Raw genomic sequence first — 13,504 nt, 5'->3', positions numbered from 1 at the left:
GAGAAGGAGGTGCCGGCGATGGCACAGCACGAGATCGACGACCAGCAGGGCGAGCCCCGGGACGTACCGTTCAACCTCGCGTCGGTGGTGGGTCGCGAGCTCGACCACGTGCAGGAGGCCGTCAGGAGCGGCCACCTCTCCTCGGGAGGGTCCTTCGCGCGCCGCACCGCGGAGATCCTGGCCGCCGCCACGGGCTCCCCTGAGGTGCTGATGACCACCTCCTGCACCTCCGCCCTCGAGCTCTCGGCGATGCTCATGGACCTGCAGGAGGGCGACACGGTGATCGTGCCGTCCTTCACCTTCACCAGCACGGGGCTGGCCTTCGCGCGGCAGGGGGCCGGCCTGCTCTTCTGCGACATCGAGCCCCGCACGCTCGGCCTCGACCCCGCGCACCTCGCCACGCTGCTCGACGAGCACGTGCGCGCTGTCGTGATCGTCCACTACGCGGGGGTCGCCTGCGACGTCGAGGGGATCCGCGAGGTCCTGGCCGCGTGGCCAGACGTACGCCTGGTCGAGGACAACGCGCACGGACTGTTCGGGTCCTGGCGCGGCGAGCCGCTCGGCAGCCTCGGGAGGTACGCCACCCTGAGCTTCCACGAGACCAAGAACTTCGTCTGCGGGGAGGGCGGCGCGCTCGTCCTCAACGACGAGGAGGACGTCGACCGCGCCCGGGTGCTCTACGACAAGGGCACGAACCGCCACGCGTTCATGCTCGGCCAGGTCGACAAGTACACGTGGAAGGACACCGGCTCGTCGTTCGGGCTCTCCGACGTCCTGGCCGCCTTCCTTCTCGGCCAGCTCGAGCAGCGCGAGCTGGTGCAGGGGCGGCGCCGCCACCTGCACGAGCGCTACGAGGCGGCGCTCACGCCGCTGACCGGGGAGCTGGACTTCGAGGTGATGCGGGTGCCGGAGGACCGGCAGCCCGCCCACCACATGTACTACGTGCTCCTGCCGCACCGCGACCGGCGCAACGACGTCCTGGAGCTGATGCGCAAGGCCGGCGTGCAGGCGACGTTCCACTACCAGCCGCTCCACTCCTCCGACGCGGGCCGCGGGTTCGCCGTACGACCGACCGAGTGCCCGGTCTCCCAGGACATCAGCGACCGGCTGCTGCGCCTGCCGTTCTACAACGACCTGTCCGAGCCCGACGTCGACCGGGTGGTGGCCACGTTCGTCGATGCGTGCACCTCGACCCTGCCGACCAGGTGAGCGCCCAGCCCGGCTCGTCGTCGCTGCGCTGCGACGGCTACTGGTGGCACCGCGCCCGGACCGGTCTGCTGGACGCCGTGATGTCGCCGCACCTCGCCGCGCCTGCTCGCACCCTCGACGTGGGCAGTGCAGACGCGCCCAGCGTCGGCTGGATGCGCGGTGAGCAGCAGCACGTCAGCCTCGACCTGTTCCCCGAGGGCCTGCGGCCGGGCGAGGGCGTCGTCGGCTCGGCGACCGAGCTGCCCTTCGCCGACGCGACCTTCGACGTGGTCTCGGCCTTCGACGTCGTCGAGCACTGTGCCGACGACGCCCGCGCCGTCGCCGAGCTCGCGCGTGTGCTGGCGCCGGGCGGCCGGATGCTGCTCTCGGTCCCCGCCTACCAGTGGGCCTGGTCGGACCACGACGTACGCGCGGGCCACCACCGCCGCTACACGCGACCGGCGTTCGTCGACCTGGTCGAGGGCTCCGGGATGCGCGTGCTGCGGGCGACGTACGCCTTCGCGGGCGTGTTCCCGCTCTTCGCCGCCGAGCGACTGGCCCGGCGGGTGCGTCCGGCACGTCCGGGCGACGCGCGCCTGCCCGAGGTCTCCCCGGGCGTGGACCGGGCGCTCATGGGCATGTGCCGCGCCGAGGCGCGCGTCCTGCGCCGCCGCGACCTGCCCTTCGGCTCGTCGGTGCTGGTCGCGGCCGTCAAGCCGCAGGCGTCGCGACCCGGCGCTGGGTGACTGCCTGGGCGGACCGGGCGCGCAGCAGCCGTACGCCGGTCGCGAGCAGCCACACGAGCCAGGCGGCGTAGCCGGGCATCCCCACGAACAGGAGCGCCGAGCCGTCGGCGATCGCCAGGCCGGCGACCCCGGCGGCGAGCAGCAGGCCTCCCCCGGCCAGGCCGAGCACACGCTGCCACCCCGCAGTCAGCCCGCTCGCGTGCGCCGCCAGCGCAGCGCCGACGAAGGTGGTGCCGAGCGCAGGCAGCGCGAGCGCGAACGCTGCTGCGTGGAGCTGCCAGGCGAGCTCGAGCACCGGGCTCGGCCCGGCGAGGTCTCCGGCCGACAGCACGACTCCGATCCACAGGACGCTGTAGAGCGCGAAGATCGCCGAGAGTGCCGCGCCCGCGGCCACCGCCAGGCGCGACCAGTCCGCGCCCAGCCCCCCGCGGCGCCCGACGAGCCCGTGCAGGCCGGTCACGAGCCCGAGCAGCAGCGGCAGGTTCAGCGCCTCTGAGCCGACCGCGATCGCGACCGCGCCCCGGTTGTCGGCGTGGAAGGCGAGCACGTCCTCGATCGGGTCCCCGAAGCCGGGCGCCCCGGCACAGATCAGGACCGCGTTCTGGGTCAGCAACGACGCCGCCAACGCGATCGACGTCGCGCCGACCACCTGCTCTGATCTCATCTCATGCTCCTTCGTCGCCCTCGGATGACCGGTCACAGCACGATCGCCGACACCGCCCCCGGGCGAATCGGCTTCGGAGTCGGTGTCTCTCGTACTTTCGGTCGATGCACCCGCGGATCGCGGTCCCTCCGCTCGGCGACGAGCCCGATCAGCGCGGCTCGACCCGGCGCGCGCGGCCGGCCCGCCCGTCCCTGAGCACCGAGGAGGCCGCCGCTGCGAGGAGCACGGTCGCGACGACCTCGGCCGTGAGGAACGCGTAGGCGACGCGCTCGACCGGCCCGACCGCGGTCACCAGCAGCACGGTCGCGCCGGCGACGACGGCGAGGCCCCACGCTCCGGCGACCCGGCCCGGGCGGTCCAGCGCGAGGGCGCCCACCATGAGGACGACGCTGACCAGCGCGAGCGCGCAGCCTGCGGCGACCACCCCGGCGACGCCCGTGCCGATGTCGACGGTGGAGCCGAAGACACCGCGCACGAGCAGCGGTCCGACGGCCAGGCCGAGGACCGTGCCCACCGCCACGGTCCCGGTGCCGAGCACCGCCAGGCGCCGCGCGAGGGAGCGGAGCGTACGGTGCTCGCCGGCGACGACGAGCCCGGTGACGTGGTGGGTGACCTGGGGCAGCGTGCCGAGCACGACCATGTAGGGGGCGCGGAACAGGGCCAGGGTCGCGAACATCGCCGTGACCTCCGCGGGCGAGCCGCCGACCAGCGCCAGCACGACCGCGCCACCGGTCAGCACGCCCTGCGCCAGCAGCTGGGCAGTGGCCGCTCCGCCCAGGAACGCCAGGGAGCCGGCCCGTCCCCCGGCTGCCGCCTCGAACCGCCAGGCGCCCGGCCACAGCGCGACCAGCGACCCGGCGACCAGGCACAGCCCGTGCGCGACCGGGTCGTGCACGCCGGCCAGGAGCAGGACGCCGACCAGCACGCAGCGCAGCGCGTTCTCCGCGACGAGGCTCCACGCGACCGCCGCCATCCGGCCGCGACCGGCCAGGCCGCCCCGCAGCACCCCGACGGCGGCCGAGCCGACCAGCACGAGCACGACCAGCACCGGGAAGGCCGCGTCCTCGCGCTGGAAGAGCCGTGCACCCGCGATCCACGACAGGCCGCCGGCCGCCAGGGCCGCGCCTGCGACCACGGCCCCCACCCGGGAGGCCGAGCTCCGGACCTCGTCCTCGCGACCGGCCGTCAGGCACCGGGTGATCCAGTGCTGCAACGGGAACGTGAAGGCCGCACCGGCGAGGGCCCACACCGTCCAGAGCACCGCGACCGGCGCGGCGGCGACCGCGCCCAGGCCGCGGGTGACGAGCGCGAAGAGCACGTAGGCCAGGACACCGCTCACCACCGAGCCGGCGGCGAGCAGCATCGAGGTCCGGCGGGGGTCGCTCATGGCGCCAGCGGCTCGGCGAGGGGGTCGTCGGGGTCGAAGCCGGCGGCGTCCCGCAGGTCCGCGATCGCGTCCTCGCCGAGGGAGTCCCGGGCGTACCAGTCCCAGAGCGGTGCGCTGCCGACGTACACGTACTCGGGCTGCAGCGACGCCCGCCAGCGCTGCGAGACCGTCTCGCCCACGGCGACGAGGTCGGGCTCCTCGGCGACCAGGTCGGCCTGGAACCCGACGAGCCCGCCCGGCCAGGTGTCCTCCATGTAGTCCTGGAGCCCGCTGCGGAACATCTGGTAGCGCGTGGGGTTGGTGCGGCCGGTCAGCACCAGCGGCTGCGGCGCCTCGATCGACGTGATCGTCGCCCCCTCCGGGAGGGTCGCGAGCACCGCATCCGTCGCCTCGCGCTGGTCGTCCAGCGAGTCCTCGCGACTGGTCAGGGCGTAGGTCAGCGCGACCACCACCGCCGCTCCGGCGAGCACGCCCGCCGTGGCCACCTGCCACCTCGGCGCCAGCCGCTGGGCCGCCACGGCGTACGCCGCCCCGAGGCCGAGCGCGGCGAACGGCAGGATGGGGAAGAGGTCGGCCCAGGCGTCGTACTCCTGCAGGATCCACCACAGCCCGGCGGCGAGGCCGGCGGTCATGGCGGGCAGCGCCACCAGCCCCGGCTGGGCGGTCCGGGCGCGACGCGACACCGCGGCCAGGGAGACCAGCGCGAGGAGCACCGGTCCGGCCAGCAGCAGCCAGACCGACACGCCGTAGGCGGCCTGCAGGTCCTCCCAGACCAGCTCGCGATCGGCGGAGAGCGGGTTGGGCACCGTGTAGCGACGGTTGATGCCGTAGAAGCCGTCGTACGTCGCGCGCAGCGAGCCGGCGAGCGCGAACCACACGCCCAGGACGACGACGGGCACCAGTCCGCCGGCCGCGACCTTCGCGAGCGACCGCAGCCGCTCGCCGTGCGCGAGCAGCAGCACCGCGACCACCACGGCGGCGAAGGTGCTGAAGAAGGCCGTCTGGAGGCAGAGCGTGGCGAGGCTGGTCAGGACGCCCGCGGTGAACCAGCGGCGATGGGTCACCGCCCACATCGCACCGAGCACGAACAGCGCCATCGGCGTCTTCTCGCGCGGGCCGTTGGAGGCGTAGTTGATGAACCCGTGGAAGGCGAGCATCGCGCTCGCGGTCACCAGGCCGGCGGCCCGGGAGCGGAAGAGGTCTCGGCCGAGGAGGTAGGCCAGGCACACGGCCGCCGTGGCCATCAGCATGAAGAGCACGCGCATGGTGACCACGTCGTCCAGCCCGCCGGCGCGGGCGACGAGCGCGCCGACCCCGGGCAGCACGTGGGCGAGCGGCCCGGCGCGGTTGAGGACCCCTAGATAAGGAGGTACGCCGTCGGCGACCCGCTGGCCGGCATAGCTGTAGATCCCGAGGTCGCGCGTCAGGACGCCGTGGAAGCCGTGCAGCACGTAGACAGCCGCCGACACCAGGCCCACCACGAGGACGAGCGGGTCGCGCAGGCCGTACGTCCGGTCCCCGCCGCGCCGGTCGGTGTCGGGCCGGTCGGGTCGTGGGGACACGCGCACACCCTACGGAAGGCGGGTGCTCGACTCGTGAACGACGGGTGTCACAGGAGCGTCGACGCGACCGCGAAGCCGCCCGCGCACGCTCCGAGCCCGACCACGATGCTCGCGACGCTGTTCGCCGCGGCCGCAAGGACCGATCCCTCGTCGAGCAGGCGGACGGTCTCGTAGCCGAACGTGGAGAAGGTCGTCAGGGCACCGCAGATCCCGGTGCCGACGAACGCCAGCACCCACGGCGGGGAGCCGAGCTCGACGACCGCGGCGGCGGTGACACCGAGGACCAGGGAGCCGACGATGTTGACGGTGAAGGTGCCCCACGGGAAGTCGCTGTCGTGCCGGGACTGCACGAACACGTCCGCGAGGTAGCGCAGCGGAGCGCCGATCGCCCCGCCGAGCACGACCACCAGGACCGTCACCAGGGCACCTCCTGGTGCGACGAGGGCACCAGCAGGCGCGCCGCGAGGATGCCGAGCCACACCGCGACGAGCCCGGCCACCAGCGACCCGCCCACGTAGGCGAAGGCCGTGGCCGGCCGCCCGGCGGCGAGCAGGTCGCGCGCCTCGAGGGCGTACGTGGAGAACGTCGTCCAGCCGCCGAGGACGCCGATCCCGACGAACGGCCTGACGTAGCGGTGCGGGCGCCACACCTCGAGCACGAAGACCATCAGCACGCCGAGGGCGAGGGCGCCGGAGACGTTGACCACGAAGGTCGCCCAGGGGAAGGTCGTGCCCGACCACGGCAGCAGCTCACCGACACCCCAGCGACCGAGGCTCCCGAGCGAGCCTCCGGCGCTGATCACCGCCAGCACGTCGGCGTGCAACGGTCCGCGGGGCCGCTTCTCGTCGTTCTCCATCGCGGCGTGAACTGTAGCCGCTGGACGCGGCCGCGCGGCGATTGCCCGGGCCGGACCCACGATCCGTAGAATCGTGGCAGCAGAGGGTTCAACGCGTCTTGGAGGTGGGTTCGGCGCGTCGTATCGACGCACCCCGAAGGACCCTCGTGACCCCTCTCGCCTCCTACCGACGACTGCTCCGCCTCGCCGGCCCGACCTACGTCCTGGTGGCGTTCGTCGGCCGCCTCCCGCTGGCGATGAGCCAGCTCGGCACCCTCCTCCTCGTCTCGACCGCGTCCGGCAGCTACGGCCTCGGCGGACTGAGCGCCGGTGCGCTCGCCGTCGCCAACGCCGTCGGCGCACCGGTCGCCGGGGCGCTCGCCGACCGTGTCGGCCAGCGCCCCGTCGTGCTCGTCCAGTCACTGCTGGGCGCCACCGGACTCGCCTTGCTCGTCGCCGTCGTGGGCGGCGACGCCGCGCCGACGACCCTGGTCCTCACCGCCGCGGCCACCGGCCTGGTCCTCCCGCAGGTCGGCCCGCTCGCCCGGGTCAGGTGGCGACCGATGACGCGGGCCACCGGCGCGCACCAACGTCGTCTCGTCGATGCGGCGTTCTCCTACGAGGGCGCTGCCGACGAGGCCTCCTTCGCCATCGGTCCCGCACTCGTCGGACTGTCCGTCGCGGCCTTCTCCCCCGGCGGGGCGATGCTTCTCGCCGCCGTGCTGCTCGCGGTGTTCGGGTCCGCCTTCGCGCTCGACCCCTCGGCCCGTCTCACCCATGCCGCCGAGCGGCCCGTCGGCTCCGGCCGGCTGCTGGGCGCTGCATACCTGGTGCTGGTCGGCGCCCAGGTCTCGATCGGCATGCTCTTCGGCGCGACCCAGACCGGCGCGACCGTCCTCGCCACCGACGCCGGTACGCCGGGCACCGCTGGTCTCGTGCACGCCACCCTCGGCGTCGGCAGCGCTGTCGCCGGCCTCGCCACGGCGTACGTGCCCGAGCGGATCGGTCACGAGCTGCGCGCGCTGGCGGCGTCGTGGGCACTGCTCGCCCTGTCGCTGCCGCTGCTCGTGGTGGACTCGCTCGCCACCACGACGATGACCGTGCTGGTCCTCGGTGTCGCCGTCGCGCCCTACATGATCGCCGTGTTCTCCCTCGCTGAGCGCGTGGTGGCGCCGGCCCGCGTGGGCGCCGCGATGACGACGCTCGCGAGTGCGACCGGGCTGGGCTACGCGCTGGGCTCGAGCCTCGCCGGGCGCCTGGCCGACGAGTCCGGCTCGACGTCGGCCTTCGCGGTGACGGTGGGCGCCACGGTCCTCGCCGTGGCGCTGATGACCACCCAGCAGCGGCGCCTGCGTGCGGCGGCGGCGCCCGTCGTCGCGGACCCGCCCGCCGTCGTTTCGGGCACCGAGGCCGTCCGGACCGGGTAGGTTGGACGGGTCCACGACGCTGCTGCACCCCCGCGGCAGCCCCGCTGGGCAGGTCGGATGGCCAGGTTGTACGCAGGACGACGTTCGGACCCGGGTCGGCACGAGCACCTGACGGTGCTGCTGGACGAGGTGCACTCGGCGCGCGCTCGTCTCGAGACCGCACGGCACGACAAGCGGCTCGCGGAGCAGCAGCAGCTGCGCCAGACACTGCTCGACGCGCTCGACGCGTACGCCGCTGCGCTCGCCGAGGCCGGGGTGCCGCTCCCCCACCGGCTGCGCAGCGAGATCGACCTCTACCGGGGGTTGCGCGGCCGGGGCTGACGCCTCGGCTGGCTCTGGGCGCCGGCCCCGACACGTGTGAATGCGAAGCCTTTCACCTCGACGTCCCGGGTGGCCGCGAGTCTCCCGTCTCCCACACCCGCACCCAGTCGACGTACAGGTGCTGGGGCAGGCGGCGCTCGCCGATCTTGGGGATCTCGTAGTCGGCCGCGAGCAGGCTGAGGATCGGGAACTGGCGCACCGCGGAGATCTTGCCGCGCAGCCGGCCGGTCTCCTTGCCGTCGATGCGGAAGACGAGCTGCCGGGGCGTCCACTCCACGGAGAAGACGTGGTAGTTCTTCGACCAGCCGTCGTGACGGCCGCTGAGGAACGAGCGCGAGTTCGGGATCCACCCGCCCGACGGGACGCGGCGCTTGCCCTCGTAGCGGTGCATGAAGGACGCGAGGCCGCCCTGGGGGTGGCGGTCGCCGAAGTACTCGACGACGTCGATCTCGTTGCCGGCCGCACCGGGGTACATCCCGTCGACGGGCTGCATCCAGAAGGCGCCGTGCTGCCCACGGAGGCGGTGGAACCTCACGCGCGCCGCGGCGACGCCGTAGCGGAACGAGAAGGCACCCTCCGTGCCGATGTGGCCGTTGAGGCGGTACGCGAAGCGGCCGGGTCGCGCGTCGCGGCTGCGGATGCGGCACCGGCCGGTGGCGTCGGGGTCCGCGATGACGCTGAGCCGCACCGTCCCACCGCCGACGCTGACCGCGCGGGGGTCGCCCTTCGCGCAGGAGCGCCGGCTCGTGGGTGCGTACTCGCGTCCGCGGTGGCTCCACACCGGGTCGAGGTGGGAGCCGGAGAACTCGTCGGTCCACGTCGCTCGCAGCCAGCGCGCGGTGCTGACCGGGTTGCTCTTCATCGGGCCGGTCCGCCCCGACGCCATCGCCTTGACGCGGTAGGTCAGTGCCTCGCCACCCTCGGACGCGGCGGTCCCGAACTGCGCCCTCCCCCAGCGGTCCTGCCGGGTGACCGCGACCGCGCGCCACGTCGCGGGCAGGTCCGCGCCGTGGTCCTCGCGCACCTGCAGCTGGACGCGCCGACCCGGGCGGACCGGTCGCAGGGAGGCCGTCACGGCCGTACGCGCCGCGTCCGGGCTGGCGACCCGACCGCCCGGCTGCACGACCTGCGGCAGCGCCTCCAGGCGGATCCGCTGGTGGCGGGTGGCGCGCACCGAGACGCTCGCGGGCACCTCCTCGGCCGCGGCGGCGGAGGCGGTCACCTCACCCGTGGCCGTCCCCGACCAGGCGAGCAGGGAGGCCGGGAGGACGAGCGCGGTCGCCGCACGGAGGAGTCGCGCAGGGAGCAGAGATCGGGGAGGCATGCCACTGGGATGCCACTGTCCCCGGTTTGGTTGTCGGGTCAGGCCCCGAGCGCCGCGGCCTGCCGCGCCAGCGTGGCGACGCGGTCCCAGTCACGGGCGGCGAGCGCGTCGGCCGGGGTGAGCCAGGACCCGCCCACGCAGCCGACGTTGGGCAGTGAGAGGTACGCCGGTGCGGAGGTCGCGGTGATGCCGCCGGTCGGGCAGAACCGGGCGGCCGGCAGCGGCGAGGCGAGCGACTTCAGGTACGCCGCGCCGCCCGAGGCCTCGGCGGGGAAGAACTTCATCTCCGAGAAGCCCGCCTCGAGCACGGCCATCGCCTCGGAGACCGTGGCGGTGCCGGGCAGGAACGGGACGCCCGAGCCGGCCAGCTCCCGCAGCAGCCCTGGGGTCGTGCCGGGCGACACCAGGAACTGCGCGCCCGCGTCGACGGCCCGTCCGACGAGCTCGGGCGAGGTGATGGTGCCAGCGCCGACGAGGATCTCGGGGACGTCGGCCGCGATCGCCGCGATGGCGTCGAGCGCGACCGGGGTGCGCAGGGTGAGCTCGATGACCGGCAGGCCGCCGACGACGAGCGCGCGCGCCACCGGTACGGCGTGGGCGAGGTCGTCGAGCACGACCACCGGCACCACGGGCACCAGCGACAGCAGCGATGCGGGCACAGGGCGTGCCTGGACGTCAGACGTGCTGGACAACGGGGGCCTCCTCGGTGGGGGCGGGCAGGGGACGGATGACGCTGGCGCCGGTCTCGGCGGTGCCGACGATGGCGCGGAACCCGGAGAACAGCTCGCGCCCGGTGCCGGCCCACTCGACGTCGTGCGGCGCCCGGCCGGTGGCCTCGCGACGCTCGAACTCGGCGTCGGCCAGCTCGACCTCGAGCACCCCGGTCCCGGCGTCGACGGTGACGAGGTCGCCGTCGCGCACCCGGGCCAGCGGACCGCCGAGCGCGGCCTCCGGCGTGACGTGGATGGCGGCGGGCACCTTGCCGGACGCGCCGGACATCCGGCCGTCGGTGACCACCGCCACCCGCTGGCCGCGGTCCTGGAGCACGCCGAGGGCAGGCATCAGCTTGTGCAGCTCGGGCATCCCGTTGGCGGCGGGGCCCTGGTAGCGCACCACGGCCACGAGGTCGCGTCCGTCGAGGCGGCCCTCGGCGAAGGCGGCCAGGAAGTCGGCCTGGTCGTCGAAGACCATCGCCGGCGCGGTCACCACGCGGTGCTCGGGCTTGACCGCCGAGGTCTTGACCACGGCGCGGCCGAGACGGCCCGACAGCATCCGCAGGCCCCCGTCGGGGGCGAAGGGGTCGTCGGCCGGCCGGAGCACGTCGGTGTCGAGGGAGGACTTCGGCCCCTCCTCCCAGACGATCCCGGCCTGCTCCCCCGCGCCGTCGAGGCGCGCCTCGCGGGTGTGCCGCCAGAGGCCACGCCCGGAGACCGTGAGCACGTCGTCGTGGAGGTAGCCGTGCTTGAGCAGCGTGTGCACCAGGAACGGCGTGCCGCCCGCGGCGACGAAGTGGTTGATGTCGGCCGAGCCGTTGGGATAGATCCGGGTCAGCAGCGGGACGGCCGCCGACAGGTCGGACAGGTCGTCCCAGGTGAGCGTGATGCCGGCCGCGGCGGCGATCGCGACCAGGTGCATCGTGTGGTTGGTCGACCCACCGGTGGCGAGCAGCGCGACGCAGGCGTTGACGATCGCCTTCTCGTCGACGAGGTGGCCGACCGGGGTCGGCTCGCCGCCCGCGGCGGTGATGGCGACCGTACGCTCCCCCGCCGCGCGGGTCAGCGCCGCGCGAAGCGGCGTACCCGGGTTGGCGAAGGTCGCGTCGGGCAGGTGCAGGCCCATGACCTCCATCAGCATCTGGTTGCTGTTGGCCGTGCCGTAGAACGTGCACGTGCCGGCCGAGTGGTAGGACTGCGACTCGGCCTCGAGCAGCTCCTCGCGACCGACCTTGCCCTCGGCGTAGAGCTGGCGGACGCGCGCCTTCTCGGCGTTGGGCAGGCCCGAGGGCATCGGGCCGGCCGGCACGAAGACGGTCGGCAGGTGGCCGAAGGACAGGGCCCCGATCAGCAGGCCGGGGACGATCTTGTCGCAGACGCCGAGCATCATCGCGGCGTCGAACATGTCGTGCGAGAGCGCGACGGCGGTCGACATGGCGATGAGGTCGCGACTGAAGAGCGAGAGCTCCATGCCCGCGCGACCTTGCGTGATGCCATCGCACATCGCCGGAACGCCACCGGCGAACTGCGCGAGGCCGCCTGCGCGGATGATCGACTTCTTCAGCACCTCGGGCACGTCGCGGAAGGGCTGGTGCGCGGAGAGCATGTCGTTGTACGCCGAGACGATCGCCACGTTGGGCTTGCGACCCGACCGCAGGCCGGACTTCACCGGCTCCTCGGCGGCGGCGAAGCCGTGGGCGAGGTTGGCGCAGGCGAGCCTGCCGCGCGCGGTGCCCTTGTCGATCGCCGCGTCGGTGCGGGCGAGGTAGGCCGTGCGGGTGGCGGCGCTGCGCCGCGTGATGCGATCGGTGACCTCGGCGACCACCGGGTGGATGCCGGGCTTGCTGGGGGTGCTCATTCTGTCTCCTGCCAGGATCGGCCGTCGCGCTCGAGGAGCGTGACGGCGGCAACGGGACCGTGCGTGCCGGCCGGGTACTTCCGGGGGCGGTGCGAGGGCTGGGACCAGCGCTCGAGGATGGGGGCGACCCACGTCCACGCGGCCTCGACCTCGTCGCGGCGCATGAACAGGGTGGTGTTGCCGCGCACGACGTCCATGAGCAGGCGCTCGTACGCGTCGGGCGAGCGGGTGCCGAAGGCGGCGGCATAGCTGAGGTCGAGCGACACCGGCCGCAGCCGGATGCCGCCGGGGCCGGGCTCCTTGGCCGTCATGTGCAGGCGCATGCCCTCGTCGGGCTGCACGCGGATGTGCAGGCGGTTGGCCTCGGTCGGGCCCTCGCTGTGCGGGAACATCGCGTGCGGCGGCTCCTTGAAGACCACCACGATCTCCGAGACCCGCTCGGGCATCCGCTTGCCGGTCCGCAGGTAGAACGGAACGCCCGCCCAGCGCCAGTTCTGCACCTCGGTCCTGATCGCCACGAACGTCTCGGTGCTGCTGGCGTGCCCGACCTCGTCGGCGTACGACGCCGCGGGGCGGCCCTCGCAGAGCCCGGCGGCGTACTGGCCGGCGACGGTGTCGCGGTCGACGAGCTCCGGCGTCATGGGCCGCAGCGCCTGGAGCACCTTGAGCTTCTCGTCGCGCACCGTCTCGCGGTCGACGTACGTCGGGGGCTCCATCGCCACCAGGCACAGCAGCTGGAGGAGGTGGTTCTGCACCATGTCGCGCAGCGCGCCGGAGCGGTCGTAGTAGGAGCCACGCTCGCCGACGCCGAGCGACTCCGAGACGGTGATCTGCACGTGGTCGACCCACCGGCTGTTCCACAGCGGCTCGAGGAAGGTGTTGGCGAACCGGGTGACCAGCAGGTTCTGCACGCTCTCCTTGCCGAGGTAGTGATCGATGCGGAAGATGCTCGACTCGTCGAAGACGCGACCGACCGCGGCGTTGACCTGCTGCGCGGTCGCCAGGTCGCTGCCCATCGGCTTCTCCAGCACCACGCGGGAGCGCGCGGTGACGAGCCCTGCCTCGTCGAGGTGCTCGCAGATGGTGCCGAAGAGGCCGGGCGCGACGGCGAGGTAGAAGACCCGGATGACGTCGTCGGAGGCGGCACCGTCCTTGAGCCGGTCGTGGAGCTGGTGCCAGGCGGCCACGTCCTCGATGTCGAGCGTGACGTGGTGCAGCCGGGCGAGCAGCCGCTCCACGACGGGCGCGTCCAGGTCGGCTGCGGCGACGTGGACGCGCAGCGCGTCGGCCACGAGGGCGCGGTAGCCGGCGTCGTCCACCTCGGCGCGCGAGACGCCGACCACCCGGAAGCCGTCGGGCAGCTGGCCGTCGCGGTCGCGCAGGTAGAGCGCGGGCAGCAGCTTGCGCAGTGCGAGGTCGCCGGTGCCGCCGAAGACGGTGAAGTCGCAGGGGTCGACCGGGGTGAGCACGTCCATGGCG

General features: G+C 73.9%; 13 protein-coding genes. 4 read left to right on the top strand and 9 right to left on the bottom strand.

All coding sequences use genetic code 11. The annotated features are described in order from the left end of the window. The first annotated feature begins 18 nt into the window (after window positions 1-18). Both rffA and EXE59_RS16165 read left to right on the top strand, forming a co-directional pair. A complete protein-coding gene (rffA, locus tag EXE59_RS16170; RefSeq protein ID WP_135839818.1) occupies window positions 19-1,209 on the top strand; it encodes a dTDP-4-amino-4,6-dideoxygalactose transaminase in 1,191 nt (396 codons plus the stop codon). Next, window positions 1,182-1,934: a class I SAM-dependent methyltransferase gene (locus EXE59_RS16165; RefSeq protein ID WP_246056830.1), complete on the top strand. Its 753-nt coding sequence runs from the start codon at window positions 1,182-1,184 to the stop codon at window positions 1,932-1,934. The genes rffA and EXE59_RS16165 overlap by 28 nt, the downstream gene beginning before the upstream one ends. Here the strand turns inward: EXE59_RS16165 and EXE59_RS16160 are convergent. From EXE59_RS16160 to EXE59_RS16140, 5 genes are all read right to left on the bottom strand, one after another. Next, window positions 1,900-2,598, bottom strand: a complete 699-nt coding sequence (locus tag EXE59_RS16160; RefSeq protein WP_135839817.1) for a hypothetical protein — start codon at window positions 2,596-2,598, stop codon at window positions 1,900-1,902. The genes EXE59_RS16165 and EXE59_RS16160 overlap by 35 nt on opposite strands. Window positions 2,599-2,746: 148 nt before the next feature. Next, window positions 2,747-3,985, bottom strand: coding sequence for a polysaccharide biosynthesis protein (locus tag EXE59_RS16155; protein WP_135839816.1), 1,239 nt, complete (start codon window positions 3,983-3,985; stop codon window positions 2,747-2,749). Next, window positions 3,982-5,547: a hypothetical protein gene (locus tag EXE59_RS16150; RefSeq protein WP_135839815.1), complete on the bottom strand. Its 1,566-nt coding sequence runs from the start codon at window positions 5,545-5,547 to the stop codon at window positions 3,982-3,984. Before EXE59_RS16150 ends, EXE59_RS16155 begins: the two co-directional genes overlap by 4 nt. Before the next feature lie 47 nt (window positions 5,548-5,594). Further along, window positions 5,595-5,966, bottom strand: a complete 372-nt coding sequence (gene crcB, locus EXE59_RS16145) for a fluoride efflux transporter CrcB (protein ID WP_135839814.1) — start codon at window positions 5,964-5,966, stop codon at window positions 5,595-5,597. Beyond that, window positions 5,963-6,403 (bottom strand): fluoride efflux transporter FluC, encoded by a 441-nt coding sequence (locus EXE59_RS16140; protein ID WP_135839813.1) that lies wholly within the window; start codon window positions 6,401-6,403, stop codon window positions 5,963-5,965. Before EXE59_RS16140 ends, crcB begins: the two co-directional genes overlap by 4 nt. Before the next feature lie 146 nt (window positions 6,404-6,549). On the opposite strand from EXE59_RS16140, the gene EXE59_RS16135 reads away from it, so the two are divergent. Further along, window positions 6,550-7,809 carry an MFS transporter gene (locus tag EXE59_RS16135; protein WP_135839812.1) on the top strand — a complete coding sequence of 420 codons (1,260 nt, stop codon included), beginning with the start codon at window positions 6,550-6,552 and terminating at the stop codon, window positions 7,807-7,809. Between the two features lie 57 nt (window positions 7,810-7,866). Further along, window positions 7,867-8,130 carry a hypothetical protein gene (locus tag EXE59_RS16130; RefSeq protein ID WP_135839811.1) on the top strand — a complete coding sequence of 88 codons (264 nt, stop codon included), beginning with the start codon at window positions 7,867-7,869 and terminating at the stop codon, window positions 8,128-8,130. A 52-nt stretch (window positions 8,131-8,182) separates the two neighbouring features. Here the strand turns inward: EXE59_RS16130 and EXE59_RS16125 are convergent, their stop codons facing one another. The 4 genes from EXE59_RS16125 to zwf are packed head-to-tail and all read right to left on the bottom strand — an operon-like array spanning window position 8,183 to window position 13,500. After that, window positions 8,183-9,454, bottom strand: coding sequence for a glycoside hydrolase family 16 protein (locus EXE59_RS16125; protein WP_135839810.1), 1,272 nt, complete (start codon window positions 9,452-9,454; stop codon window positions 8,183-8,185). A 38-nt stretch (window positions 9,455-9,492) separates the two neighbouring features. Further along, window positions 9,493-10,146, bottom strand: a complete 654-nt coding sequence (gene eda / locus EXE59_RS16120; RefSeq protein ID WP_246056828.1) for a bifunctional 4-hydroxy-2-oxoglutarate aldolase/2-dehydro-3-deoxy-phosphogluconate aldolase — start codon at window positions 10,144-10,146, stop codon at window positions 9,493-9,495. Then, a complete protein-coding gene (gene edd / locus EXE59_RS16115) occupies window positions 10,130-12,025 on the bottom strand; it encodes a phosphogluconate dehydratase (RefSeq protein ID WP_135839809.1) in 1,896 nt (631 codons plus the stop codon). Before edd ends, eda begins: the two co-directional genes overlap by 17 nt. Next, window positions 12,022-13,500: a glucose-6-phosphate dehydrogenase gene (zwf, locus tag EXE59_RS16110; protein ID WP_135839808.1), complete on the bottom strand. Its 1,479-nt coding sequence runs from the start codon at window positions 13,498-13,500 to the stop codon at window positions 12,022-12,024. Before zwf ends, edd begins: the two co-directional genes overlap by 4 nt. Window positions 13,501-13,504: the final 4 nt, after the last annotated feature.

Source organism: Nocardioides eburneiflavus (assembly GCF_004785795.1).
In the GTDB taxonomy this organism is placed as follows: domain Bacteria; phylum Actinomycetota; class Actinomycetes; order Propionibacteriales; family Nocardioidaceae; genus Nocardioides; species Nocardioides eburneiflavus.
This window is presented reverse-complemented; position numbering and strand designations above follow the sequence as displayed.

What these genes read in the sequence shown, in the direction of transcription:
- EXE59_RS16130 (WP_135839811.1), top strand. Translation starts at nt 7,867, where the DNA reads ATGGCCAGGTTGTACGCAGGACGACGTTCGGACCCGGGTCGGCACGAG.
- EXE59_RS16140 (WP_135839813.1), bottom strand. Translation starts at nt 6,403, where the DNA reads ATGGAGAACGACGAGAAGCGGCCCCGCGGACCGTTGCACGCCGACGTG.
- EXE59_RS16155 (WP_135839816.1), bottom strand. Translation starts at nt 3,985, where the DNA reads ATGAGCGACCCCCGCCGGACCTCGATGCTGCTCGCCGCCGGCTCGGTG.
- zwf (WP_135839808.1), bottom strand. Translation starts at nt 13,500, where the DNA reads ATGGACGTGCTCACCCCGGTCGACCCCTGCGACTTCACCGTCTTCGGC.
- edd (WP_135839809.1), bottom strand. Translation starts at nt 12,025, where the DNA reads ATGAGCACCCCCAGCAAGCCCGGCATCCACCCGGTGGTCGCCGAGGTC.
- EXE59_RS16125 (WP_135839810.1), bottom strand. Translation starts at nt 9,454, where the DNA reads ATGCCTCCCCGATCTCTGCTCCCTGCGCGACTCCTCCGTGCGGCGACC.
- rffA (WP_135839818.1), top strand. Translation starts at nt 19, where the DNA reads ATGGCACAGCACGAGATCGACGACCAGCAGGGCGAGCCCCGGGACGTA.
- EXE59_RS16160 (WP_135839817.1), bottom strand. Translation starts at nt 2,598, where the DNA reads ATGAGATCAGAGCAGGTGGTCGGCGCGACGTCGATCGCGTTGGCGGCG.